The organism is Pseudonocardia sp. P-1, assembly GCF_058111925.1.
This window is the reverse complement of sequence record NZ_CM176614.1, coordinates 1344402-1368749: the sequence shown is the minus strand read 5'-3', so window position 1 is coordinate 1368749 and position 24348 is coordinate 1344402. Positions and strand designations below refer to the sequence as shown.

At 74.7% G+C, this 24348-nt stretch carries 25 protein-coding genes; 13 read left to right on the top strand and 12 right to left on the bottom strand.

Annotated features, from left to right (window positions below; translation table 11 throughout):
- Positions 1–18 precede the first annotated feature (18 nt).
- From AC0GKK_RS06520 to AC0GKK_RS06475, 10 genes are all read right to left on the bottom strand, one after another.
- Complete coding sequence (locus AC0GKK_RS06520) at positions 19–1185, bottom strand: YeiH family protein (RefSeq protein WP_489883387.1); 1167 nt, start codon at positions 1183–1185, stop codon at positions 19–21.
- On the bottom strand, positions 1182–1334 hold the full coding sequence (locus AC0GKK_RS06515; protein WP_168172052.1) for a hypothetical protein: 153 nt from the start codon (positions 1332–1334) through the stop codon (positions 1182–1184). The genes AC0GKK_RS06520 and AC0GKK_RS06515 overlap by 4 nt, the downstream gene beginning before the upstream one ends.
- A 53-nt stretch (positions 1335–1387) precedes the next feature.
- Positions 1388–1528, bottom strand: coding sequence for a hypothetical protein (locus tag AC0GKK_RS06510; RefSeq protein ID WP_168172205.1), 141 nt, complete (start codon positions 1526–1528; stop codon positions 1388–1390).
- A gap of 88 nt (positions 1529–1616) precedes the next feature.
- Positions 1617–2519 (bottom strand): sulfite exporter TauE/SafE family protein, encoded by a 903-nt coding sequence (locus AC0GKK_RS06505; RefSeq protein WP_251784662.1) that lies wholly within the window; start codon positions 2517–2519, stop codon positions 1617–1619.
- A gap of 95 nt (positions 2520–2614) precedes the next feature.
- Positions 2615–2770, bottom strand: a complete 156-nt coding sequence (locus tag AC0GKK_RS06500; RefSeq protein ID WP_251784661.1) for a hypothetical protein — start codon at positions 2768–2770, stop codon at positions 2615–2617.
- Between the two features lie 243 nt (positions 2771–3013).
- Complete coding sequence (locus AC0GKK_RS06495; RefSeq protein ID WP_489883386.1) at positions 3014–4345, bottom strand: sulfate adenylyltransferase subunit 1; 1332 nt, start codon at positions 4343–4345, stop codon at positions 3014–3016.
- The gene (cysD, locus tag AC0GKK_RS06490; RefSeq protein ID WP_208824758.1) at positions 4345–5283 is read right to left on the bottom strand and encodes a sulfate adenylyltransferase subunit CysD; all 939 of its coding nucleotides are present in this window, start codon (positions 5281–5283) and stop codon (positions 4345–4347) included. The genes AC0GKK_RS06495 and cysD overlap by 1 nt, the downstream gene beginning before the upstream one ends.
- Positions 5280–5984, bottom strand: a complete 705-nt coding sequence (locus tag AC0GKK_RS06485; protein ID WP_251784658.1) for a phosphoadenylyl-sulfate reductase — start codon at positions 5982–5984, stop codon at positions 5280–5282. The genes cysD and AC0GKK_RS06485 overlap by 4 nt, the downstream gene beginning before the upstream one ends.
- Positions 5981–6157: a hypothetical protein gene (locus tag AC0GKK_RS06480; protein WP_062401491.1), complete on the bottom strand. Its 177-nt coding sequence runs from the start codon at positions 6155–6157 to the stop codon at positions 5981–5983. Before AC0GKK_RS06480 ends, AC0GKK_RS06485 begins: the two co-directional genes overlap by 4 nt.
- Positions 6154–7821: a nitrite/sulfite reductase gene (locus AC0GKK_RS06475; RefSeq protein ID WP_489883385.1), complete on the bottom strand. Its 1668-nt coding sequence runs from the start codon at positions 7819–7821 to the stop codon at positions 6154–6156. Before AC0GKK_RS06475 ends, AC0GKK_RS06480 begins: the two co-directional genes overlap by 4 nt.
- Positions 7822–8274: 453 nt before the next feature.
- On the opposite strand from AC0GKK_RS06475, the gene hemW reads away from it, so the two are divergent.
- Positions 8275–9465 (top strand): radical SAM family heme chaperone HemW, encoded by a 1191-nt coding sequence (gene hemW, locus AC0GKK_RS06470; protein WP_482637008.1) that lies wholly within the window; start codon positions 8275–8277, stop codon positions 9463–9465.
- A complete protein-coding gene (locus AC0GKK_RS06465; protein ID WP_489883384.1) occupies positions 9462–10247 on the top strand; it encodes a lipase in 786 nt (261 codons plus the stop codon). The genes hemW and AC0GKK_RS06465 overlap by 4 nt, the downstream gene beginning before the upstream one ends.
- Positions 10248–10269: 22 nt before the next feature.
- Here the strand turns inward: AC0GKK_RS06465 and AC0GKK_RS06460 are convergent, their stop codons facing one another.
- Together AC0GKK_RS06460 and AC0GKK_RS06455 are read right to left on the bottom strand one after the other, a co-directional pair.
- Positions 10270–12075: a DUF2705 family protein gene (locus tag AC0GKK_RS06460; protein ID WP_489883383.1), complete on the bottom strand. Its 1806-nt coding sequence runs from the start codon at positions 12073–12075 to the stop codon at positions 10270–10272.
- Positions 12072–13214: a hypothetical protein gene (locus AC0GKK_RS06455; protein WP_489883382.1), complete on the bottom strand. Its 1143-nt coding sequence runs from the start codon at positions 13212–13214 to the stop codon at positions 12072–12074. The genes AC0GKK_RS06460 and AC0GKK_RS06455 overlap by 4 nt, the downstream gene beginning before the upstream one ends.
- Positions 13215–13303: 89 nt before the next feature.
- Here AC0GKK_RS06455 and hrcA point away from each other — a divergent pair, with 89 nt between their 5' ends.
- From hrcA to AC0GKK_RS06400, 11 genes are all read left to right on the top strand, one after another.
- Positions 13304–14323 carry a heat-inducible transcriptional repressor HrcA gene (gene hrcA, locus AC0GKK_RS06450; RefSeq protein WP_208824747.1) on the top strand — a complete coding sequence of 340 codons (1020 nt, stop codon included), beginning with the start codon at positions 13304–13306 and terminating at the stop codon, positions 14321–14323.
- Positions 14324–14368: 45 nt separating this feature from the next.
- Entirely contained in the window at positions 14369–15535 is a 1167-nt protein-coding gene (dnaJ, locus tag AC0GKK_RS06445; RefSeq protein ID WP_161151755.1) for a molecular chaperone DnaJ, read from the top strand.
- A gap of 4 nt (positions 15536–15539) precedes the next feature.
- Positions 15540–16295 carry a 16S rRNA (uracil(1498)-N(3))-methyltransferase gene (locus AC0GKK_RS06440; RefSeq protein WP_489883381.1) on the top strand — a complete coding sequence of 252 codons (756 nt, stop codon included), beginning with the start codon at positions 15540–15542 and terminating at the stop codon, positions 16293–16295.
- 158 nt (positions 16296–16453) lie between these two features.
- A complete protein-coding gene (locus AC0GKK_RS06435; RefSeq protein WP_489883380.1) occupies positions 16454–17350 on the top strand; it encodes an alpha/beta hydrolase family protein in 897 nt (298 codons plus the stop codon).
- Positions 17351–17443: 93 nt separating this feature from the next.
- Positions 17444–18547: a PhoH family protein gene (locus tag AC0GKK_RS06430; RefSeq protein WP_405418373.1), complete on the top strand. Its 1104-nt coding sequence runs from the start codon at positions 17444–17446 to the stop codon at positions 18545–18547.
- Between the two features lie 91 nt (positions 18548–18638).
- A complete protein-coding gene (gene ybeY, locus AC0GKK_RS06425; protein ID WP_251784650.1) occupies positions 18639–19184 on the top strand; it encodes an rRNA maturation RNase YbeY in 546 nt (181 codons plus the stop codon).
- A gap of 37 nt (positions 19185–19221) precedes the next feature.
- On the top strand, positions 19222–20646 hold the full coding sequence (locus AC0GKK_RS06420; protein WP_489883379.1) for a hemolysin family protein: 1425 nt from the start codon (positions 19222–19224) through the stop codon (positions 20644–20646).
- Positions 20647–20759: 113 nt separating this feature from the next.
- Positions 20760–21992, top strand: coding sequence for an L-2-hydroxyglutarate oxidase (gene lhgO, locus AC0GKK_RS06415; protein ID WP_178375482.1), 1233 nt, complete (start codon positions 20760–20762; stop codon positions 21990–21992).
- The gene (gene era / locus AC0GKK_RS06410) at positions 21989–22891 is read left to right on the top strand and encodes a GTPase Era (RefSeq protein ID WP_224403076.1); all 903 of its coding nucleotides are present in this window, start codon (positions 21989–21991) and stop codon (positions 22889–22891) included. Before lhgO ends, era begins: the two co-directional genes overlap by 4 nt.
- Positions 22892–22911: 20 nt before the next feature.
- Complete coding sequence (gene recO / locus AC0GKK_RS06405; protein WP_253067073.1) at positions 22912–23748, top strand: DNA repair protein RecO; 837 nt, start codon at positions 22912–22914, stop codon at positions 23746–23748.
- Between the two features lie 222 nt (positions 23749–23970).
- Complete coding sequence (locus AC0GKK_RS06400) at positions 23971–24333, top strand: hypothetical protein (protein WP_062401510.1); 363 nt, start codon at positions 23971–23973, stop codon at positions 24331–24333.
- Positions 24334–24348: the final 15 nt, after the last annotated feature.

Genomic DNA, 24348 nt, shown 5'->3' with positions numbered 1-24348 from the left:
CCGGGCGGGACGGGGACCTCAGACGGTGAGCCCGGAGAACAGCAGCACCGCCAGCCCGAGTCCGACGGCCAGGTTGACCCCGGTCGCCGCGGCGAACACCCCGATCGGGCGCCATCCGGCCTCCCGCAGCGGCGCCACCCGGAACTCCAGCCCGATCGACACGAACGCCAGGATCAGGAACATCGTCCGGAAGGCGTTCACGTCGCCGATCAGCGGCTTCGCGACGTCGGACCCGGCGGTCGCGACGAACACCGTCGCGATCACCGAGGCGGCGAGGAACCCGAGCACGAACTTCGGGAAGCGCTCACAGAACTCGCGCAGCCCCGGCCTGCCCGCCGACCCGCTGCGTTCCACCTTCAGCGTGAACCAGGCCGTCAGCGCCACCGCGACGACGCCCAGCAGCGCGTTCTGCGTGGTCTTGACGATGGTCGCGATCTGCAGCGCCTCCTCGCCCACGATGGCCCCGGCCGCGCTGACCGCGGCGGTGGTGTCGATGTTGCCGCCGATCCACGCCCCGGCGACGGCCGGGGACAGACCCAGCGCCCCGACCGCGGCGGGCAGCAGGAAGATCGACGGCAGCGCGAAGATGATGACCAGGCTGGCCGTGTAGGCGAGCTGCTCCTTCCGGGCCTGCACGGCGCCCGCGGCGGCGATCGCGGCGCTGACCCCGCAGATGGACACGGCGGAGGCGAGCAGCGCCCGGAGCTTGTCGTCGACGCCGGCCTTCCCGGCCAGCCACCAGGTGAAGCCGAAGACCACGGTGATCAGCACGATCGCCTGCAGCACGGCCGGCCCGGCCGCGCGCACGATGACCGAGAAGTCGATCGAGGCGCCGAGCAGGACCAGCCCGGTCTTGATGAAGAACTCGGTGCGGAACCCACCCGACAGCCGCTCGCGCAGCCCGGTCACGGTGAGGACGACGTTGCCGAGCAGCCCGAGCGCGATCGCGTAGACCGGGTACTCGACCGCGTCGGCGATCCCGGAGAACGCGGTGCCCTCGGCGGCGTCGGGGACGGTCTGCTCCAGGAAGCGGACGAGCCCGCCCAGGACGAGGGCGACGGCGACGCCACCCAGGGCCCACAGGACGGGGGAGCGGCCGGGTGCCGCCGCCGCGGGCCCGGCGTGCACCCCGGTGTGCGGTTCGTTCCGATGCCCGGCCGGTCGGCCGGTGTGCGGCCCGGTCACGGGACCAGCCACCCCGGCCAGAGCCCGGACAGGACGAGAACGAGCAGGAGCAGGCCGACGACCGTCGCGGCCCAGTCCTCGTTCAGGGCGAGCCGGCGCTGCGCGGGGATGTCGCCGGGCTCGTGCGGGTGGTCGGCGGGGGCGCTCACGGGCGTACCCGGGAGGTGGTGCGGGACATGGGAGTTCCTTCGGGACGGGTCGGTCAGGGGCGGAGGCGGGCCCGCGGACAGAACTCGTCGTAGGCGTGCGGCCGTCGCGACGGCCAGAACTCCTCGAGGCACCGGGTGAGGTGCCGGGCCGCGCGCGGAGACGTCGCGAGGCGACGGGGTGTCCGGGCGGTCATGTGTCGATGGTGCGTGGCGGGGACGAAGGGGACAAGGTGTCGCCCATCGGGCGGACGACTGTCCGGACAGGTCGGTCCGGTGCCGGCGTCAGTCGCGGGCGCCGACCGGCTCGGGGACCCGCTCCGGCTCGGCGACGGCCGGGCGGCGGCGCGGCAGCAGGACGACGGTCACGACGAGGGCGGCCGCCGTCGCCACCAGCACCCACGGGCCGGGGACGCCGAGCAGCGCGAGCGCCGAGGCGAGCAGCACCGCGGTCACGACCGGCTTGATGAGCCGGCCGGTGCCCCCGGAGGACAGCCGCGCGCCGAACCACACGCCGGGCAGGGCCCCGACGAGCAGCGCCGCGGCGAGACCGAACTGGACGTCGCCGAAGAACAGGTGCCCGACCGTCGCGGCGGCGACCAGCGGGATCGCCTGCACGATGTCGGTGCCGACCAGCCGCGACGGGTGCAGCTGCGGGTAGGCGAGCAGCAGCATCGCGATGATCAGCGACCCGGCGCCGACCGAGGTCATCCCGACCGCCAGCCCGCCGACGACGCCGATCAGCACCGTCCGCAGCGGACGGACGTCCACCGGCGCGTCGACGTCGACGGCGTTGCGGCTGCCGCGCCGGTCCATGACCTGCCGGAACAGGGTGGTCAGCACCGAGGCGACCAGCGCGATCCCGATGAACACCTTGAGCCGGTCCTCGACGCCGACGCCCTTCCCGATCATCCCGATGACCACCGCGCCGGCGAACCCGGCGGGGACGGCGCCGAGCACCAGCCACCCGGTGAGCCGCCAGTGCACGGTGCGCCGCCGGGCGTGCACCGCGGCGCCGACCGGCTTCATGACCAGCGAGGTCAGCAGGTCCGAGGAGATCGCGGTGAGCGGGTTGACCTTGAACACCAGGACGAGCAACGGGGTCAGGAGCGCACCGCCGCCCATGCCGGTGAGGCCGACGAGGAAGCCGACGAGCAGGCCGGCGAGCGCGAGCGAGGGGTCGAACATGATCCTGCTTCCTGCGCACGCCGGGCGTGCGGGAGCGTCCGCGACCCGTGGGAGGGGTACGCGGTACGTGGTGGGAGGTCGGTCGGGGAGGTGTCTCAGCCCCGACGACAGAACTCGTCGAACGCGTCGAGCCGGCGCGACGGCCAGAACCGCTCGAGGTGCGCGACGAGGTGCCAGGAGACCGCCGGGTCCGACTCCGCGCGGCGGCCGGACGCGAGGGTCCGGTCGGCGGGGGCGGCGGTCGTGGTCACCCGTCCATGGTGGAACGGATCGAGGGGGTCGACAAGTCGTCGTCCGCTGGTCGGGACGACGGGAAACCTGTCCGGACACGTGGCCGTCGCGGGTCGCTGACCTGCGGGGACGTACCGTGGTGGGCGCCGCTCCGGCGCGTCCGGGTGACCCGGGCCACGACCGCCCGGTCCGGACACCCCGCCCGGCACGACACGGCCCCCGCACCCGGAGCGGGTGCGGGGGCCGTGGACGGCGCGGAGCGGTCAGCCTGCGGCCGGCACCGCCGCGAGCGGGTCGCCCACCAGACCGGCGGCGAGCGTGTTGCCCGTCGGCGGGTCGATCAGCAGGAACCCGCCGGTGGTGCGGACCCGGGAGTAGGAGTCGACCGGCAGCGGGTCGGCGACGCGCAGCGACACCCGGCCGATGTCGTTGATCTCCAGCTTCTCCGGCGCGGCGGCGTAGGACACCGTCTCGGTGTCCAGCCGCGACCCCAGCGCCCCGACGATCACCTGGGTGGTGCGGGTGCCGTGCTTGAGCAGCAGCCGCGCGCCCGGGAGCAGCGGCTTCTCGGCCAGCCAGCACAGCGTCGCGTCGATCTCGGAGGTGACCTCCGGGACGTCGGACGCGGCCGCGATCAGGGCGCCGCGGGGGGCGTCGATGTCGTCGGCGAGCAGCACCGTCACGCTCAGGCCCGCCCCGGCGGCGGCCAGCGGGCCGTCGGCGGTCCGGACCTCGGAGACGGTGGTGCGGTGCCCCTCGGGCAGGACGACGACCTCGTCGCCCGGACGGACGGTGCCCGAGGCGACCTGGCCGGCGTAGCCGCGGTAGTCGTGCAGGTCACCGAGCGAAGCGTCAGCGGAGCGAGACTCGGCACCGTTCCTGGGGCGGATCACGTACTGGACCGGCATCCGGAACGGGGCGTCGGCGTCGGGGCCGTCGACCGGGACCGACTCCAGGTGCTCCAGCAGCGTCGGCCCGGTGTACCAGGACGTGTTCCCGCTGCGGAACGCCACGTTGTCCCCGACCAGCGCGGACACCGGGATGACCTGGACGGCGTCGTCGGTGAAGCCCAGCGAGCGGGTCAGCTCGGTGAACTCGTGCTCGATGTCGGCGATCTTCGCCTGGTCGTACTCGATCAGGTCGATCTTGTTGATCGCCAGGACCAGGCGCGGGACGCGCAGCAGCGACAGCACCGCGGCGTGCCGGCGGGTCTGGGAGACGACGCCGTTGCGGGCGTCGACCAGCAGCACCGCCAGCTCGGCGGTGGACGCGCCGGTGACGGTGTTGCGGGTGTACTGGACGTGGCCCGGGGTGTCGGCGAGGACGAACTCCCGGGTCGGCGTGCCGAAGTAGCGGTAGGCGACGTCGATGGTGATGCCCTGCTCGCGCTCGGCGCGCAGGCCGTCGACGAGCAGCGACAGGTCCGGCGTCGACATCCCCTTGTCGACCGAGGCGCGCTCGACGGCCTCGATCTGGTCGGCCAGCACCGACTTGGTGTCGTAGAGCAGGCGCCCGACCAGGGTGGACTTGCCGTCGTCGACGGAGCCCGCCGTGGCGAAGCGCAGCAGGTCGCGCGGGGTGGCGGTGTCCACCATCAGAAGTAGCCCTCCTTCTTCCGGTCCTCCATCGCGGCCTCGGACAGCCGGTCGTCGGCCCGGGTCGCGCCACGCTCGGTGAGCCGCGACGCGGTGACCTCGGCGATGACCTCGTCGAGGGTGGTGGCGGTGGACTCGACGGCGCCGGTGCACGAGCCGTCGCCCACCGTGCGGTAGCGGATGGACCTGCGCTCCAGCCGCTCGCCGTCGCGCGCCCCGCCCCAGGGGCCCTCGGCGAGCCACATGCCGTCGCGCTGGAAGACCTCGCGCTCGTGCGCGTAGTAGATCGACGGCAGCTCGATGCCCTCGCGCCGGATGTAGCGCCAGACGTCGAGCTCGGTCCAGTTGGAGATGGGGAAGACGCGGACGTGCTCACCGGCGGCGTGCCGTCCGTTGTAGAGGTTCCACAGCTCCGGGCGCTGCTTGCGCGGGTCCCAGCGGCCGAACGCGTCGCGCAGGCTCATGATCCGCTCCTTGGCCCGCGCGCGTTCCTCGTCGCGCCGGCCGCCGCCGAACACGGCGTCGAAGCGGTGCTCGGCGATCGCGTCGAGCAGCGGCTGGGTCTGCAGCGGGTTGCGGGTCCCGTCGGCGCGCTCGACGAGGCGGCCGTCGGCGAGGTAGTCCTCGACGCGGGCGACCTCCAGGCGCAGCCCGTGCTGCGCGGCGACCCGGTCCCGGAACTCGATGACCTCCGGGTAGTTGTGCCCGGTGTCGACGTGCAGCAGGCCGAAGGGCACCTTGGCGGGCGCGAACGCCTTGATGGCCAGGTGCACCAGCAGGGTGGAGTCCTTGCCGCCGGAGAACAGGATCACCGGGCGGTCGAACTCACCGGCGACCTCGCGGAACACGTGGATCGCCTCGGACTCCAGCGCGTCGAGCGCGTCCAGGGCCGGGGTCGTGACGGCGGCGGTCACGGCGGTCTCCTCCAGGGTCGTCATGCGTGCAGCCCGCACTCGGTCTTGGCACGCCCGGCCCAGCGGCCGGAGCGGGGGTCCTCGCCGGGCTTCGGCTTCGCGGTGCAGGGCGCGCAGCCGATGCTCGGGTAGCCGGCGTCGACGAGCGGGTTCACCAGGATCCCGTGCTCGGCGATGTAGGCGTCCATGTCCTCGTCGGACCACGCGGCGATCGGGTTGATCTTCACCAGGCCGAACTTCTCGTCGTAGGTGACCAGCGGCGTGTTCGCCCGGGTCGGGGCCTCGACGCGGCGGACGCCGGTGACCCAGGCGTCGTAGCCGGACAGCGTCCGCTCCAGCGGGACGACCTTGCGCAGCGCGCAGCAGCGGTCCGGTTCGCGGGCGAACAGGTCCTTGCCGTACTCGGCGTCCTGCTCGGCGACCGTCTGGTCCGCCTGTGCGTTCACGATGCGCAGCCGCGGGTAGACGGCGTCGACCGCGTCGCGGGTGCCGATGGTCTCCGCGAAGTGGTAGCCGGTCTCCAGGAACAGCACGTCGACGTCCGGCCGGGCCCGCTGGGCCAGGTCGACCAGGACGGCGTCCTGCATGTTGGAGGCGACGATCAGCCGGTCACCGAAGGTCTCCGCGGCCCAGGCGAGCAGCTGCTCGGCGGTCGCGTCCGGGCCCAGCTCGGCGGCACCGCGCTCGGCGGTGGCGCGCAGGTCGGTCTCCAGGGCAACACTCATGATTCCGCTCCCGAGGTCTCGGGGACGCCGATCCCCACGAAGGTCACGACGAAGGTGCGCAGGCAGCCCGCGCACCACCAGGCGGCGCCGGGGACCTTCTCGGACCGCTCGGCCGGGCGCAGGTCCTCCTCGCCGCAGTACGGACAGTGGAACGGCGTGACGCGCCCGCTCACTTCAGGTCCTCCTCGTCGGCCCGCAGGACCCACTGGGCGAACCGCTCGTCGCCGTCGCGCTGCTCGGCGAAGCGGCGCACGACGCGCTCGACGTAGTCACCCAGCTCGGCGCTGGTGACCTTGAGCCCGCGCAGCTTGCGCCCGAAACCGGAGTCCAGCCCCAGCCCGCCGCCCAGGTGGACCTGGAAGCCCTCGACCTGGTTGCCGTCCGCGTCGGTGACGATCTGGCCCTTGAGGCCGATGTCGGCGACCTGGGTGCGGGCGCAGGCGTTCGGGCAGCCGTTGAGGTGCAGCGAGATCGGCACGTCGGGCACGACGTCGGCGAGACGCTTCTCCAGGTCCTCCACCAGCCGGATCGCGCGTTCCTTGGTCTCGACGATCGCGAGCTTGCAGAACTCGATGCCGGTGCAGGCCATCGTGGAACGGCGCCAGGTCGACGGCCGGGCCGGCAGGCCGAGCCGGTTCAGGTCCTCGATCAGCCCGTCGAGCCTGTCGTCGGCCACGTCCAGCACGACGATCTTCTGGTACGGGGTGAACCGGATCCGGTCCGACCCGGCGCGCTCGGCGGCGTCGGCGACGGCGAGCAGCGTCGTGCCCGACACGCGGCCCGACGGCGGGGCGACGCCGACGTAGTTGCGGCCGTCCTTCTGCTTGTGGACGCCGACGTGGTCGATGGGCCGCTCGGGGACCGCCGGGGCGGGGCCGTCGACGAGCTTCCGGCCCAGGTACTCGTCCTCCAGGATCTGGCGGAACTTCTCCGGGCCCCAGTCGGCGATGAGGAACTTGATGCGGGCGCGGTGGCGCAGGCGGCGGTAGCCGTAGTCGCGGAACACCTGGACGACGCCGTGCCACACGTCGGGGACCTCGTCGAGCGGGACCCAGGCGCCGAGCCGCTCGGCGATCCGCGGGTTGGTCGACAGTCCGCCGCCGACCCACAGGTCGAAGCCGGGGCCGTGCTCGGGGTGCTCGACGCCGACGAAGGAGATGTCGTTGATCTCGTGCGCGACGTCCTGCTGCCAGGAGATCGCGGACTTGAACTTGCGCGGGAGGTTCGACAGCTCGCGGTCGCCGATGAAGCGGCGCACGATCTCGTCGATGGCCGGGGTCGGGTCGACCACCTCGTCGGCCGAGACGCCGGCGACCGGGGACCCCATGACCACACGGGGGCAGTCGCCGCAGGCCTCGGTGGTCTGCATGCCCAGCGGCTCGATCAGTTTCCAGATCGCCGGGACGTCCTCGACGCGGATCCAGTGGTACTGGATGTTCTCCCGGTCGGTGACGTCGGCGGTGTCGCGGCCGTAGCGCCGCGAGACCTCACCGAGCGCGCGCAGCTGCTCGACCGAGACCGAGCCGCCGTCGAGGCGCACGCGCATCATGAAGTACTCGTCGTCGAGCTCCTCGGGCTCCAGCGCCGCGGTGCGGCCGCCGTCGATCCCGGGCCTGCGCTGGGTGTAGAGCCCCATCCAGCGGAACCGTCCGCGCAGGTCGGCGGGGTCGATCGAGTCGAAGCCGCGCCGGGCGTAGACGTTCTCGATCCGCGCGCGCACGTTCAGCGGATTGTCGTCGCGCTTGCTGCGCTCGTTGGGGTTCAGCGGTTCGCGGTGGCCGAGCTTCCACTGCCCCTGGCCCTTCGGGCGGCGGGGTGCGGTCTTCGAGGGCGCCATGTGGTGGGTGCTCCGATGTCGGGCGGACCGGGCACACCCCGGCCCGGGACAGGGCACGGAGCGGCCCGGGGCGGTTCGGGAGGGGCCGTCGGGTCAGCGACGACGACAGAGCGCGCTACGGGTCCGGTTCAGGTCCACGTGGCGACGCGCCACGAGGCGGAGACGGAGTGCGGGCACGGATACAGGGTGCCACGGTGTCCGGACCTGCCACAAAGTGATGTTCGCATCCTGGGAGGGGTGGGCGGATAGGTCCGGACGTTCACCGCGCGGTGTCCGGTCCACCCGGAATCACCGGGGTCACGGGCCCGGTGGAACCCGTCGTCCACCGCGGGGACCCCGGGTGCCACCCCGTCGCGACCGGCCCGTCCCGCGCGCCCCGGACGTGCCGGGGAGCGGTCCGGGCCCGAGGTGCGCCCGGCACCCACCGGCCCGGCGGTGGCACACTCGCCGGACGTGACCCCCGTGCCGCCGGCCTTCGGGCTCTACGTCCACGTGCCGTTCTGCGCGACCCGCTGCGGCTACTGCGACTTCAACACCTACACCGCCTCCGAGCTCGCGGGCGACGCCGCGTCCCCGGACGGCTGGCTCGCCGCCGCCCGCGCCGAGATCGCGCTCGCCGCCCGCACGGTGGGGGACCGCACCGTGGAGACGGTGTTCGTCGGCGGCGGCACCCCGTCGCTGATCGGCGCCGACCGGCTCGTCGCGATGCTCGACGCGGTCCGCGAGCACCTCCCGCTCGCCGACGACGCCGAGGTCACCACCGAGTCCAACCCCGAGTCGGTCTCGCCGGAGTTCTTCGACCGGCTCCGGGCCGGCGGGTTCACCCGCATCTCGCTGGGCATGCAGTCCGCCGCCCCGCACGTGCTCGCCGTACTGGACCGCACGCACACCCCGGGGCGCGCCGTCGCCGCCGCCCGGGAGGCCCGGGCCGCCGGGTTCGGCCACGTCAACCTGGACCTGATCTACGCCACCCCCGGCGAGACCGACGACGACCTGCGCGCCTCCGCCGACGCCGTCCTCGACGCGGGGGTGGACCACGTCTCGGCCTACGCGCTGATCGTCGAGGACGGCACCGCACTGGCCCGCCGGGTCCGCCGCGGGGAGCTGCCCGCCCCCGATGACGACGTCGCCGCCACTCGCTACGAGCTGCTCGACGCGCGGCTGCGCGACGCCGGGCTGTCCTGGTACGAGGTGTCGAACTGGTCGCTGCCCGGCGCCGAGTGCCGGCACAACCTGGGCTACTGGCGCGACGGCGACTGGTGGGGGATCGGCCCCGGCGCCCACTCCCATCTGGCCGGGACGCGCTGGTGGAACGTCAAGCACCCGGCGCGCTGGGCGGGCGCGCTCGCCGCGGGGGAGACCCCCGAGGGCGGTCGCGAGGAGCTCACCGCGGACGAGCGGCACACCGAGCGGGTCATGCTGCGGCTGCGCCTCGCCGAGGGCATGGCCCTGACCCTGCTGCACGACGGCGGTCGTGCGGCCGCCGCCCGCGCCGTCACCGACGGGCTGCTGGACCCGGCGGCGCACGCCGCGGGCCGCGCGGTGCTGACCGACCGCGGACGGCTGCTGGCCGACCGGGTCGTCACCGACCTGCTGATCGCCGACGACACCCCGGCCGCCGGCACCCCGGCGGGGGCCCGGTGAGCCCGCGCCGCCGGGCGCTGCTGGTCGTCGCCGCACTGATGGTCGCGCTGGGCGTGGTGGCCGCCGTCGTCGCGGCCCTGCCCGAGGGGGCCCGCGGAGCCGGCGGGCCCGTCGCCCAGGACCGGCCGGGCCCGGTCCTGCTCGTCCCCGGCTACGGCGGCGACCGCACCGGCCTGGAGGTCCTCGCCGGGGCCCTGCGCACCCAGGGCCGCGACGCGCGCGTCCTGGCCCTGGACGGCGACGGCACCGGCGACCTCGACCGGCAGGTGGAGGTCCTGGACCGCGCGGTCACCGTCGCCACCGACGCCGGGGCGCCGTCGGTCGACGTCGTCGGCTACTCCGCGGGCGGCGTCGTCGCGGGGCTGTGGGCGATCCGCGACGACGGCCCGGCGCGGGCCCGGCGGATCGTGTCGATCGGCTCCCCGCTGGCCGGGACGACGGTGGCCGGCTCCGCCGCGGCCGTGGCCCCGGAGGCGTGCCCGCAGGCGTGCCGTCAGCTCGCCCCGGGGTCGGCGCTGCTGGGGGAGCTCGCCGGGGCCGGGATGGTGGTGCCCTGGCTGTCGGTGTGGACCGACCGTGACCAGGTCGTCACCCCGCCGACCTCGGCCCGCCTCGACGGTGCGGTCAACGTGGAGCTGCAGCAGCTGTGCCCGGGCTCGACCGTGGGCCACGGCGGCCTGCCCGCCGACGACGCCGTGATCGGCCTGGTCGTCCGTGCCCTGTCCACCGCACCGATCGACGAGGCCCCGGCCGCCTGCGGCACCCTGCGCGCCGCGGGCTGAGACGGCCCGGCGCGGCGGGCGGTCAGCTCGCGATGTCCTTGGTCGCCAGGTTCGCCCACGCCGCCCCGACGGCGACGGCGACCCAGCCCGCCTGCACCCACGCCCCGGTGCGGGCGGCGTCGTAGAGGACCGGGTCGCGGTAGAGGTCGATCCAGGCCAGCCAGTGCGCCGTCGGCAGGAAGTCGACGAAGGCGGCCGAGGCGTCGAGGGCCTGCAGCGACGCGCTGGTCACCACGACCGCGAGCACCGCCAGCGCCGCCGCGAGCGGGGAGTCGGTCAGGGTGGAGAAGAAGATCCCCAGCGCGCCCAGGGTGAGCATGCACAGCGCCAGGTAGGCCACGGTCAGCCCGGTCCGGGTCGCCAGGTCCACCGGTTCGATCACCGTCCCGGACAGCGACGCGACCGAGCCGGGCCCGGCGTCGACCGGGGGCAGGGTGAGACCGCCGGTGGCGGTGGTGGTGCCGGTGCCGAACACCGCGATCCCCACCGCGTAGGACGTCAGCACCACCAGCGTCACCGCGGTGACCACGAAGAACGCCACCGACACCAGCTTCGCCACCAGCAGCCGCAGCCGCCCGACCGGCCGGATCAGCAGGTAGCGCAGGGTCCCCGCGGCGGCCTCCCCGGCGACGGTGTCCCCGGCGACCACCGCCACGGTGATCGGCAGCAGGAACGGCAGCACCAGCGCCAGCGCGAACGCCGGGAAGATCTGCCCGTTCGTCGCGACCGCGGACAGGAACGCGGGCCCCTGCCCGGGCGGCGGGAGGATCCCGGTGGCCGACACGACCACCGCGACGAGCGCCGGCAGCGCGCACAGCAGCAGCCAGCACAGCCACACCCGGGTGCGGCGCAGCAGCAGCGCCAGCTCGACGAGGATCACCGCGCCACCCCCCCGCCCGGCCGTGGCCACCCGGTCCGAGCCGTCACCGGTCCGTGCCAGCACCACCTGTTCCAGGGTGCGGCGCTCCGGTTCCAGCGACGCCACCGGCACCCCGGCCCGCACCAGGTGCGCGTTGAGGTCGGCGGGGTCGACGGCGCGGACCACGAGCCGGTCGCCGTCGGCGGACTCCAGCGCCCGGCCGAGCACCCGCGCCGCGGCCGCCGGGGCCGGGGTGCGGACGACGACCCGGCCGGTCGGTGCCCGCAGCTCGTCGAGGTCCTGGGTGAGCACGAGGTGCCCGGCGTCCATCACCCCGACCCGGGTGCACAGCGTCTCCACCTCGGCGAGCAGGTGGCTGGACAGCACCACGGTCGTGCCCCGTTCGTTCAGCGCGGTCAGCAGGGCGCGCATCTCGCCGATGCCCCGCGGGTCCAGGCCGTTGGTCGGTTCGTCGAGCAGCAGCAGCTCCGGGGCGCGCAGCAGCGCCGAGGCGATGCCCAGGCGCTGGCGCATCCCGAGCGAGTAGGCCCGCACCGGGCGGCGGTCGACCCCGCCCAGGCCGACCTGCTCCAGGGCCTCCTGCACGCGTCGTCGCCGGTCGGCGGGCCGGTGCAGCGGGCCGCCCACCGAGCCCGCCGCGTCGAGCAGGGTCAGGTTCGCCCGGCCCGACAGCCCCGGCCAGGCGGCGGGGGACTCGACCAGCGCACCGACCCGCGGCAGCACCGTGCGGGCGGCCCGCGGCATCGGCGAGCCCAGCACCTCGATCGACCCCGAGGTGGCGTGCACCAGCCCGAGCAGCATCCGCACCAGCGTCGTCTTGCCGGAGCCGTTCGGGCCCAGCAGCCCGAACCGGGAGCCGGCGGGCACCGCCAGGTCGACGCCGTCGACGGCGGTGACCCGGCCGAACCGCTTGGTCACCGCGTGCGTCGCGACCACCGGGCCGTTCACCGGCGGGTCCCCATCAGCTCGACGGCGGCGGACTCCAGCACACCGGGCCGCACCGTCCCGGCCAGCAGCACCCCGCGCCGTCGCCGACGGGCGACGACCAGGCTGAGCAGGGGCGTCGCCACCCGGGCGGCCGAGCCGCCGGGCAGGCCCGCCACGTCCACCCCGCCCGCGGCGGCCGAGCCGCGCACGATCCCGTCGACGACCTCCGGTGCGGCCGGGACCAGCACGAACCGGCCGACCCCGGTGCCGTACACACCGACCCCGGGCAGCAGCTCGGCGGCCGGGACGTCCCCGGACACCGGCAGCTCCACCCGGTCCCGGCCGGCGAGCCGGTCCGGCGGGGGCACCGCGCCGACCCCGCGCAGCGAGCCGGTCAGGTCGTCGGGACGGGCCCGCACCCGCTCGGCCGACGACGGCGGCGCCGGGACCAGCGCCGCGGCCGGCGGCGCGGCGGTGTCCACCGCCTCGAACGCCGTCTCCAGGAGCGGGCCCGCGCCGTCCCGGGCGGCGATCTCGACCGCGACCGGGAGGGCGCCGTCGCCGACGGGGACCGACCACACGTCGATCCGCCCGGCCAGGCTGTCCGGGTCGGCCGGGGTCACCCGCAGCCCGGCCGCGGCCCGCCCGGCGACCCGCCGTGCCGGCAGCGCCGTCACCGGGTCGTCGGGGGTCGCGCCGAGCAGCCGGCGGGCCAGGTCGGCCGGGGCGAGGTCCGAGGCCCGCGGGAAACGCACCGGGGCGAGCGGGGAGACCGTGGTCAGCCGGTCCGCGCCGTAGTCCCAGATCCGCTCGACCTGTCCGTCGCGGTAGGTGTCGACCTCGCCGACCGGGGTCAGCTCGTCGACCCGCCAGCGGCCCGCGTCGGCGACCTGGACGCGGATCCGGGTGGTCGTGGACAGCAGCCGGGCCGCGGACCCGATCGGCGCGACGGTGGGCAGCCCGAGCCGGCCGGTCGCCGTCGCCAGGCCGGAGTGGGGGACGACACCCGCCAGGATCCGGGCCCGCAGCGCGGCCGGGTCCGGGGTCCCGGCGACGTCGCCGACGGGGAGCCAGCGGTCGGTCGTGCCCACCGCGACCAGGGCGACGGCACCGGCACCGACGAGCAGGGAGCGCCGGCCGAAGCGGCGTGCGGACATCACCCCACCCACCGTGCCACGCCGCGTGCCCCGGCCGCGCGGCCACGACGGCGCCTAGAATGGACGGGGCACACCGGGGGAGGTGCGAGGAGATGAACGCCGACGAGCGGCGGTTCGCCGTGCTGCGGGCCATCGTGGCCGACTACGTGTCGACGCAGGAGCCCGTGGGGTCGAAGGCCATCGTCGACCGGCACAATCTCGGGGTGTCGAGCGCGACGGTGCGCAACGACATGGCCGTCCTCGAGGAGGACGGCCTGATCGCGCAGCCGCACACCAGCGCGGGCCGGATCCCCACCGACAAGGGCTACCGCCAGTTCGTCGACCGGATCTCGCAGGTCAAGCCGCTGTCGTCGGCCGAGAAGCGGGCCGTGCAGACGTTCCTGGACGGCGCCGTCGACCTCGACGACGTGCTGCGCCGCTCGGTGCGGCTGCTCGCGCAGCTGACCCGCCAGGTCGCCGTCGTGCAGTACCCGACGCTCACCCGATCCACGGTCCGCCACCTCGAGGTCGTGCAGCTGACCCCGGCCCGGCTGATGCTGGTGCTGATCACCGACTCCGGGCGCGTCGACCAGCGCGTCGTCGACCTGGGGGACGTGCTCGCCGACGCCGACGTCGCCCGGCTGCGCGAGATCCTCGGCAACGCCCTGGGCGGTCGCAAGCTCGCCGAGGCCTCCGCGGCCGTGGCCGAGCTGCCGGAGACGGCTCCGGAGGACCTGCGCACCCCGCTGCTGCACCTCGCGACGGTGCTCATCGAGACCCTCGTCGAGCACCCCGAGGAGCGGATGGTGCTGGGCGGCACGGCCAACCTGACCCGCAGCCACGCCGACTTCCCCGGCTCGCTGCGCCAGGTCCTGGAGGCCCTGGAGGAGCAGGTCGTGGTCATGCGGCTGCTCGCGGCCTCGCAGGACTCCGGGCTGGTGACGGTCCGGATCGGCGAGGAGAACGAGGCCGAGGACCTGCGCACCGCGTCCGTGGTCACGGTGGGGTACGGATCGGGTACCCCGCTGGGCGGGATGGGCGTCGTCGGGCCGACCCGGATGGACTACCCGGGCACGATCTCGGCGGTGCATGCGGTCGCCCGGTACGTGGGTGAGATCCTGACCGGTCGGTAGACCTTTCATCGTCGTTGTACGTACTTCACTGAGGAAAAGAGCCAGGTGGCACGCGACTACTACGGGATCCTGGGCGTCGAGCGCGGCGCCGACGCCTCGGAGATCAAGCGGGCGTACCGCAAGCTCGCCCGTGAGCTGCACCCGGACGTCAACCCCGACCCCGCGGCACAGGAGCGGTTCCGGGAGGTCAGCGCCGCCTACGAGGTGCTGACCGACCCCGAGAAGCGCCGGGTCGTCGACCTCGGCGGCGACCCCCTCGACGCCCGCGGCGGGGGTGGTGGCGGCGGTGACCCGTTCGCCGGGTTCGGCGGGTTCAGCGACATCATGGACGCGTTCTTCGGCGGCACCGCCGGCGGCGGACGCGGGCGCGGCCCGCGCAGCCGGGTCCAGCCCGGCGCCGACGCGCTGATCCGGATGGAGCTGACGCTGGAGGACTGCGCCGCCGGTGTGCAGCGCGACCTCGCCGTCGACACCGCGGTCCTGTGCACCCAGTGCCAGGGCTCCGGCTGCGCCGAGGGCACCCACCCCACCGCCTGCGACACCTGCGGCGGCTCCGGGGAGATCCAGAGCGTGCAGCGCTCGTTCCTCGGGCAGGTCGTCACCGCGCGGCCCTGCCCGACCTGCCGCGGGTTCGGCGAGGTCATCCCCGACCCCTGCCGCCAGTGCGCGGGCGACGGGCGGGTCCGGTCGCGGCGCACCGTCGCCGTCAAGATCCCGGCGGGCGTCGCCGAGGGCATGCGGGTGCGCCTGTCCGGCCAGGGCGAGGTCGGCTCCGGCGGCGGTCCCGCCGGTGACCTCTACGTCGAGGTGGAGGAGGCGCCGCACGAGCTGTTCACCCGCGACGGCGCCGACCTGCACTGCACGCTCCCGCTGCCGATGACCGCGGCCGCGCTCGGCACCACGTTGCCGTTGCCGCTGCTCGACGGCTCGGTCGCCGAGATCGACGTCGAGGCGGGCACCCAGCACGGCACGGTCCGCACGCTGCGCGGCAAGGGCATGCCCCGGCTGCGTTCCACCGGTCGCATCGACGGCCACGGCGACCTCCTCGTGCACGTCGAGGTGGCGGTGCCGACCCGGCTGGACAAGGAGCAGACCGACCTGCTGCGCCGGCTCGCCGAGCTGCGCGGGGAGGAGCAGCCGGACCTGATCGGCGGCTCCCGCAACGGGCACGGCCTGTTCTCCAAGCTGCGCGACAGCTGGACCGGACGCTGACCCGGTGACGACGGCGCCGTTGTTCCTGGTCGACGACGTCGGGTCCCTCCCGGGCCCGGGCTCCGACACGGTGCTCGACGGCCCGGAGGGGCGCCACGCCGCGACCGTGCGACGGCTGCGCCCCGGCGAGGCGCTGGTGCTGTCCGACGGCCGGGGCGGGCTCGCCCGCGCCGAGGTCGTCGACGTCGCCGGTCGTGACGCGCTGACCGTGCGGCTGCACGAGGTGACCCGGGTGCCCGCACCCGCGGTCCGCGTCGTCGTCGCGCAGGCGCTGGTCAAGGGCGACCGCGGCGAGCTCGCCGTGGAGACCGCCACCGAGGCCGGCGCCGACGGGTTCGTCCCCTGGAGGGCGGCCCGCTGCGTCACCCGCTGGGACGACGGCCCGCGCGGCGCGAAGGCCCTCGAACGCTGGCGGTCCACCGTCCGCGAGGCCGCCAAGCAGGCCCGCCGCCCGTGGCAGCCCGACGTCGCGGGCCCGGTGACCACCGCGCAGCTCGCCGCCCGGGTCGGTGCCGCCGACACCGCGCTGGTGCTGCACGAGTCCGCGGGCGAGGACCTCGCCTCGGTCGCGCTGCCCGCGGCGGGGGAGGTGCTGCTCGCCGTCGGACCGGAGGGCGGCGTCGACGACGCCGAGCTCGACCGCCTCACCGAGGCCGGCGCCGTCCCGGTCCGGATGGGGCCCGAGGTGCTGCGGGCCTCCACCGCGGCCTGCGTCGCGCTCGGCGCGCTCGCCGTGCGCACCGGCCGCTGGGCCCGCTGAGCCCCCTCGCCGACCCGCCCCGGATGCCCCCAGGGGAACTTTCGGGGCTTAGAGCGCTACGAGGGTGACCCTGGGAGCAGGGCACGGAGGGACCGACGCGCGTCACGATCCGGCGAACCGGTCGTCGGGGACCGGGCGCGGGTGTCATCATCCGCCGCGTGAGTGACCACGCTCCCCGGATCGGACGCCGCGCGCTGCTGGCCGGCCTCGCCGCCACCCCGCTGCTCGGCGCCTGCGGCAACGACGCCCCCGCGGCCCCGCGGCGGCCCCCGCGCGACGAGACCGCCCCGCGGACCGAGCGGATGGCCTACGGCGGCCAGCCCGACCAGTTCGGCGAGCTGACCTTCCCGGCGAGCCGGGACCTGCCCCGCGGCACCGTGATCGTCGTGCACGGCGGTTTCTGGCGGGCCGGCACCGACCTCACGATCATGCGCCCGGTCGTCGACGCGCTGGTCGCGGCGGACTTCGCGGTCTGGAACATCGAGTACCGGAAGGTGGGCGCCGGCGGCGGCTGGCCCTCCACCTTCGACGACGTCGCGATGGCCACCGACCACCTCGCGACCCTGCGTTCCACCCGGCTCGACCTGCGCCGGCTCGTCACCCTCGGGCACTCCGCGGGCGGGCACCTGGCGGCCTGGCTGGCGATGCGGGCGACGCTCGCCCCCGGCGACCCGGGCGCGACGCCCGTGGTCCGCCCGGCCGGGGTGGTCTCGCTGGCCGGGGTGCTCGACCTGGCCGGCGGGATGCTGCTCGGCGACGGCGCCGTCGCCGACCTCGTCGCGGCGACCCCGGGCGCCGACCCGGCCCGCTTCCGGGCGACCAGCCCGCTGGAGGCCGTCCCGCTCGGCGTGCCGTCGGTGTGCGTGCACGGCACCGCCGACGAGGTGGTCCCGCTCTCCCAGAGCGAGGACTTCGTCGCCGCCGCGACGGCCGCCGGTGACCGGTCGGAGCTCGTGCGGGTCGAGGGCGCGAACCACCTGCAGCTCATCGACGTCGCCCACCCCGGCTGGGCCGCCGCGCTGCAGGCCGTGGAACGGCTGAGCACCCCCGCCTGATCCGCGGGGAGAATCCCCGGGTGCCGACGGCGGTCCGACCGGTACGATCGGTGCAGTCCGGCGACCCGACGTACGAGGCAGGCGAACACACTCTTGACCGGCACCGAACCCGGCCCCACCCCTCGGACCGACGAGCGGTCCGACGTAGCACCGGGCGGGACCGTCCGGTCGAGGATGGCCGTGCCGGACACCGCCCTCCTGTCCCTGCTCGGCTCGCGTGACGACAGCCTGCGCGCCGCCGAGGAGGAGCTGACCGCCGACGTCCACGTCCGCGGCAACGAGCTGACCCTGTCCGGGGACCCGGGCGACGTCGCGTTCGCCGAGCGGGTCTTCACCGAGCTGATCACCCTGGCCGAGCGCGGCCAGCTGGTCGGCGCGGACACCGTGCGCCGCACCGTGCAGATGCTCTCGGCGGAGAACACCGCCGACGAGCGCCTGGGCGAGTCCCCGGCCGAGGTGCTGAGCCTGGACATCCTGTCCCGGCGCGGGAAGACCATCCGGCCCAAGACGCTCAACCAGAAGCGCTACGTCGACGCCATCGACGCGTTCACCATCGTCTTCGGCATCGGCCCGGCCGGTACCGGCAAGACCTACCTGGCGATGGCCAAGGCCGTGCAGGCGCTGCAGGCCAAGCAGGTCAACCGGATCATCCTGACCCGGCCCGCGGTCGAGGCGGGGGAGCGGCTGGGCTACCTGCCCGGCACGCTGTTCGAGAAGATCGACCCGTACCTGCGCCCGCTCTACGACGCGCTGCACGACATGATCGACCCCGAGTCCATCCCGAAGCTGATGGCCGCCGGGACGATCGAGGTCGCGCCGCTGGCCTACATGCGCGGCCGCACCCTCAACGACGCGTTCATCATCCTCGACGAGGCGCAGAACACCACGCCCGAGCAGATGAAGATGTTCCTCACCCGGCTCGGCTTCGGCTCGCGGATCGTGGTGACCGGCGACATCACCCAGGTCGACCTCCCGGGCAACGCCCGGTCCGGCCTGGCCGTCGTGCAGGACATCCTCGACGGCGTCGACGACGTGCACTTCTCCCGGCTCGAGAGCGCCGACGTGGTCCGGCACCGCCTGGTGTCCGACATCGTCGACGCCTACGCCCGGTTCGACGCGTCCGAGCACCGCGCGGCCGCCGTCGGCAACGGCGCACCCCGCAACGGCCCCGCGCGGCGTCCCGACCGGCGGCGGTGACCGGGGGGCGGGTGGCACCGGGACCGTCGGTACGGCCGTCTAGGCTGCCCCCTACATCCGTATCGGCGAGCAGGGGCAGGGCAGCGGCGGCGTGAGCATCGAGGTCGTCAACGAGTCCGGGATCACGGTCGACGAGGCGCAGATCGTGTCGGTCGCCCGGTACGCGCTGGACGCGATGAAGGTGAGCCCGTCCGCCGAGCTGGCGATCACCGCCGTCGGGCTGGACGCGATGGAGGAGCTGCACGTCCGCTGGATGGACGAGCCGGGCCCCACCGACGTCATGGCGTTCCCCATGGACTCCCTGTCCGAGGACACCCGGCGCCCCGACGCGCCGGACCTGGGCCCCGCCCTGCTCGGCGACGTCGTGCTCTGCCCGGCCTTCGCCCGGGACCAGGCGCGCAAGGCCGGGCACACCCTGGCCGACGAGCTGCACCTGCTGACCGTGCACGGCATCCTGCACCTGCTGGGGTACGACCACCTCGAGCCCGAGGACGAGCGCGAGATGTTCGCGCTGCAGAACCGGCTGCTGGTCCGCTGGCGGTCCGACCGGGCCGCCGAGCGCGCCCGGGACGCCCAGAAGCGCAGCGACGACCGTCTGCTCGGTGCCGCCGGCTTCGAGGACGAGTCCGGCCGGTGACCGGAAGACCCACGACCACGTTCTCCGAGGAGCAGAAGTGACCACCGTCTGGCTGATCGTCGCGACGGTCCTGCTCGTGCTGCTGGCCGGGGTGTTCGCCGCCGCGGACTCGGCCCTCATGTCGATCTCGCGGGCCCGGGTGGACGCCGTGGTGCGCGCCGGCCGCGCCGGCGCGACGGCGCTCGCCGCCGTCGTCGCGGACCGGCCGCGGCACGTCAACCTGCTGATGCTGCTGCGGGTCACCTGCGAGACGGTTGCGATCATCCTGCTGGCCGTCGCGCTCGCGCCGCTGTTCTCCGCCACCTGGATCGGGCTGCTGCTCACCGGCGTTCTCATGGTGCTCGCCAGCTACGTCCTGGTCGGGGTCGGCCCGCGGACGCTGGGCCGCCAGCACCCGTACCGGATCGGGCTGCTGCTCGCGGGCCCGATCCGCGCGATCGGCGTCGTGCTGTCGCCGCTGGCGAAGCTGCTGATCCTGCTGGGCAACGCGATCACCCCGGGCCCCGGTTTCCGCGACGGCCCGTTCTCCACCGAGGTGGAGCTGCGCGAGCTCGTCGACATGGCCAGCAACCGCGGCGTGGTCGACGAGGGCGAGCGCAAGATGATCCACTCGGTGTTCGAGCTGGGGGAGACCCCGGTCCGCGACATCATGGTGCCGCGGCCCGACCTGATCTGGACCGAGCGCGACACCCCGGTGGAGAAGGTGCTGCGCCTGGCGCTCAAGAGCGGCTACTCACGCATCCCGGTGCTCGGCGAGGGCGTGGACGACGTCATCGGCATCGCCTACCTCAAGGACCTGGTCCGGGCCCGCGAGGAGGCCCGGCGCGGGGAGCGCGAGGTCCCGCTGCTCGACATCCTGCGCCCCGCGGCCTTCGTGCCGGACTCCAAGCGCAGCGACGACCTCATGCGCGAGATGCAGCGCACCCGCAACCACATGGCCGTGGTCGTCGACGAGTACGGCGGCACCGCCGGCGTGGTGACGATCGAGGACATCCTGGAGGAGATCGTCGGCGAGATCACCGACGAGTACGACACCGAGGAGGTGCCCGACGTCGCCGAGGCCTCCGACGGCGCCTTCCGGGTCTCCGCCCGGCTGCCCGCCGAGGACCTCGAGGAGCTGTTCGCCGGCCGGTTCCGCGGCACCCCGCGGGAGGACGAGCTGCACGAGGCGCTGGAGAACGCCGACGTCGACACCGTCGGCGGGCTGCTCGCCCAGCGGCTGGGCAAGGTGCCGCTGCCCGGCGCCACCGCGGAGCTGGACGGCCTGCTGCGGCTGCAGGGCGAGGGCGGCAAGGACGCCCGGGGCCGTGTCCGCATCACCTCGGTGCTGGTCAGCCCGCTGGACCCGGCCGAGACCGAGGACACCGACCACGACGAGCCGCGCGGGGACACCCGGGAGTCCGACGTGCCCGACCACGTCGCGGGCGACCCCACCGAGCACGCCGGCGCCGACCGGCACTGACCTGGCCGCCCCCGCCACGGGGAGCGACCGACGGACGTGACCGTCCCGCCACGGGTGGGACGCGAGGAGGACCTGATGGCTGCCCGCACGACCATCCCCGCGGAGCGTGCCCGGTGACCGGGCTGCCCGCGACACCGCGCTATGACCTGGTCGTCGTCGGCGGTGGGATCGTCGGCCTGGCCACCGCGTACGCCGCCACCCGCAACGGGCTCAGCGTCGCCGTCGTCGAGCGTGAGCAGCGCCTGGCGAACCACCAGACCGGCAACAACTCCAACGTCGTGCACTCCGGGCTGTACTACGCGCCGGGCGGCTACAAGGCCCGCCTGGCCGTCGCCGGGTGTGCCGAGACCATCGCGTTCTGCCGCGAGCACGACCTGCCGCACCAGGTGTGCGGCAAGCTCGTCGTCGCGACCGAGCCCGAGGAGCTGCCCCGGCTCGACGAGCTGGCCCGCCGCGGCGACGCCAACGGCGTGGAGAACCACCGCCTCGACGAGCACGGCATCCGCACCTACGAGCCCGACGTCCGCGGTCTCGCCGCGCTGTGGGTGCCCTCGACCGGCATCACCGACTACCGGCTGGTCGCGGAGAAGCTGGGCGAGCTGGTGGAGAAGAACGGCGGCGAGGTCCACCTGGGCCGCACCGTCACCGGGTTCGCCCGCCGCCCGTCCGACGTCGTCGTGCGCACCACCCGCGGTGACCTGCTCGGCACCCGCGCGGTCGTCTGCGGCGGCCTGCGCTGCGACGAGCTCGCCCGCCTGGCCGGCGCCGATCCCGGGGTGCGGATCGTGCCGTTCCGCGGCGAGTACTCCGGCTTCTCCGAGCGGGCCGCCTCGCTGGTCCGCGGCCTGATCTACCCGGTGCCCGACCCGGCGTTCCCGTTCCTCGGGGTGCACGCCACCCGCGGCATCGACGGCACCGTCCACGCCGGCCCGAACGCCGTGCTCGCGATGGCCCGCGAGGGCTACGACTGGCGCACGGTCAGGCCGAAGGAACTGCTGGGCACACTGACCTACCCCGGCATGGTCAAGGTGGCGCGCACGCACTGGCGCTACGGCATCGGCGAGGTCCGCCGCTCCCTGTCGACGCGGGCGATGGTCCGCCAGATCCAGCGGATGCTGCCCGACGTCACCGCCGCCGACCTGCACCCGGCCGGCGCCGGGGTGCGGGCCCAGGCGGTGAAGGCCGACGGCACCCTGGTCGACGACTTCCTGTTCCTCGACCAGGCCGGTCCGGACGGCGCGGGCCGCCCCGGCTCGATCCTGCACGTGCTGAACGCACCGTCCCCGGCGGCGACGGCGGCCCTGCCGATCGGCCGCGAGATCCTCGACCGGCTGGGTGCGGCGTGACCGGCGCACAGCCCGAGGGCTTCCGGTCCGGGTTCGCCTGCTTCGTCGGCAGGCCCAACGCCGGCAAGTCGACGCTGACCAACGCGCTGGTCGGGGAGAAGATCGCGATCACCTCCTCGCGCCCGCAGACCACCCGGCACGCGATCCGCGGGATCGTGCACCGCCCGGACGCCCAGATCGTCCTGGTCGACACCCCGGGGCTGCACCGCCCGCGGACCCTGCTCGGGTCGCGGCTCAACGACCTGGTGCGCGAGACCTGGTCCGAGGTCGACGTCGTCGGGTTCTGCGTGCCCGCGAACGAGAAGGTCGGCAAGGGCGACCGGTTCATCGCCGAGGAGCTGCGGCGGATCGCCGCGCACACCCCGGTGGTCGCCGTCGTCACCAAGACCGACACCGCCCGCCCCGAGCAGGTCGCCGAGCGGCTCACCGAGGTGTCGGCCCTGATGGAGTTCACCGAGGTCGTGCCCACCTCGGCGCGGTCGGGCTTCCAGGTGTCGCTGCTCTCGGACCTGCTGGTCGGACTGCTGCCGGAGGGCCCGCAGCTCTACCCGGACGGCGACCTCACCGACGAGCCGACCGACGTGCTCGTCGCCGAGCTCGTGCGGGAGGCGGCGCTGGAGGGCGTGCGCGACGAGCTGCCGCACTCGATCGCCGTCGTCGTCGAGGAGACGATCGAGAAGAAGGACCTCCTGGAGATCTACGCGATCATCTACGTCGAGCGGTCCAGCCAGAAGGGCATCGTGATCGGCAAGGGCGGTGCCCGGCTCAAGCAGGTCGGCAGCGACGCCCGTCGCCAGATCGAGAAGCTGCTGGGCACCCGGGTGCACCTCGACCTGCACGTGAAGATCGCCGAGGACTGGCAGCGGGACCCGAAGCAGCTGCGCAAGCTGGGGTTCTGAGCAGGACCTAGACTGGGTGCGTGGCCCAGTTCTACCGCGACACCGGGATCGTGCTCCGGGTGCAGAAGCTGGGCGAGGCGGACCGGATCATCACGATGCTGACCCGCCGGCACGGCAAGATCCGGGTGGTCGCCAAGGGCGTGCGCCGCACCCGGTCGCGGTGGGGCGCACGGCTGGAGCCGTTCAACCACGTCGACGTCCAGTGCTACACCGGGCGCACGCTGGACGTGGTCACCCAGGCCCAGACCGTCGACGCGTTCGCCCCGGCGATCGTCGCGGACTGGTCGGCGTACTCCTGCGGCTGCGCGATCCTGGAGACCGCGGACCGGCTGGTGTCCGAGGAGGGTGAGCCGAGCCTGCGGGTGTACCTGCTGCTGCTCGGCGCCACCCGGGCGCTGGCCGACGGCGCCCGTGAACCGGCCCTGGTGCTCGACGCGTTCCTGCTGCGGGCGATGAGCCACGCGGGGTGGGCGCCGTCGCTGTCGGAGTGCGCGCGCTGCGCCACCCCCGGTCCGCACCGGTCGTTCACCGTCGCCGGGGGCGGCATGGTGTGCCCGCGCTGCCGCCCGCCGGGCTCGGTGACCCCGGCGACCGAGACGGTGGCCCTGCTGTCCGCGCTGCTGCACGGCGACTGGGACACCGCGGACGCCTCGGGCACCCCGACCCGGCGGGAGGCCAGCGGCCTGGTCGCGGCGCACCTGCAGTGGCACCTGGAGCGGCAGCTGCGCTCGCTGCCCCTGGTCGACCGCCGCGCCCGGGTCCGGCCCGCCGCCGCCGTCGCACCCGGGGTGCCGGGGCCCGCCCCGGAACCGCCGGACGGCGGAACCGCGACACCCCCGGACGCGCTCCCCGGCTAGTCCGATCGGACCTGTGTCCGGCGTGGGGTGCCGTGAGCGGGCCGTCCGCTCCGTCGAGCGGTTGACGTACGGGCGTGCCGGCCCTCTCGGTGCCGCCGGTCGCGTCGTACGGGACTTCCGCCGACTCCACCGGGTGATCATCGCTTTCGACGGGCAACCGGTTCCGCCGTCTCGTTACGCTCCTGTGATCGAGGGGACCCCAGCCCCGTCGGAGAGGCAGTCGTGAACCGACCCCACACCCCGCCGCCGGACGACGACCACACCGGTCGCACCCACCGTCTCCCGGCCGCCACGCAGCGCATCCCGGTGCCGCCGACCCAGCAGTTCCCGGTCCGCACCGAGGCGATGCCGGAGTCCCCGCAGGACGGGCCCACCCGCGCGATGCGTCAGGTCCGCGCCCGCACCGAGGACGGCGCGTGGCCGGCCATCCCGATGCTGCCGGTGATCCGGCCCGACGAGTCCGAGCCGATGTCGGAGGCCGACCGGATCCGCGGGCACCGCGGGATGCGCCGGCTGCGCGAGACCATCGAGCGGCTGGAGGACCCGGCCGTGCCGGCCTGGCCGCAGCCCGACCACCGCGACTGAACCCGTCCGCCGTCC

Excerpts from the sequence above, each read along its gene's own strand:
- AC0GKK_RS06510 (WP_168172205.1), bottom strand. The coding sequence starts at position 1,528 with ATGACCGCCCGGACACCCCGTCGCCTCGCGACGTCTCCGCGCGCGGCC.
- AC0GKK_RS06495 (WP_489883386.1), bottom strand. The coding sequence starts at position 4,345 with ATGGTGGACACCGCCACCCCGCGCGACCTGCTGCGCTTCGCCACGGCG.
- cysD (WP_208824758.1), bottom strand. The coding sequence starts at position 5,283 with ATGACGACCCTGGAGGAGACCGCCGTGACCGCCGCCGTCACGACCCCG.
- AC0GKK_RS06485 (WP_251784658.1), bottom strand. The coding sequence starts at position 5,984 with ATGAGTGTTGCCCTGGAGACCGACCTGCGCGCCACCGCCGAGCGCGGT.
- AC0GKK_RS06505 (WP_251784662.1), bottom strand. The coding sequence starts at position 2,519 with ATGTTCGACCCCTCGCTCGCGCTCGCCGGCCTGCTCGTCGGCTTCCTC.
- hrcA (WP_208824747.1), top strand. The coding sequence starts at position 13,304 with ATGAACGCCGACGAGCGGCGGTTCGCCGTGCTGCGGGCCATCGTGGCC.
- AC0GKK_RS06475 (WP_489883385.1), bottom strand. The coding sequence starts at position 7,821 with ATGGCGCCCTCGAAGACCGCACCCCGCCGCCCGAAGGGCCAGGGGCAG.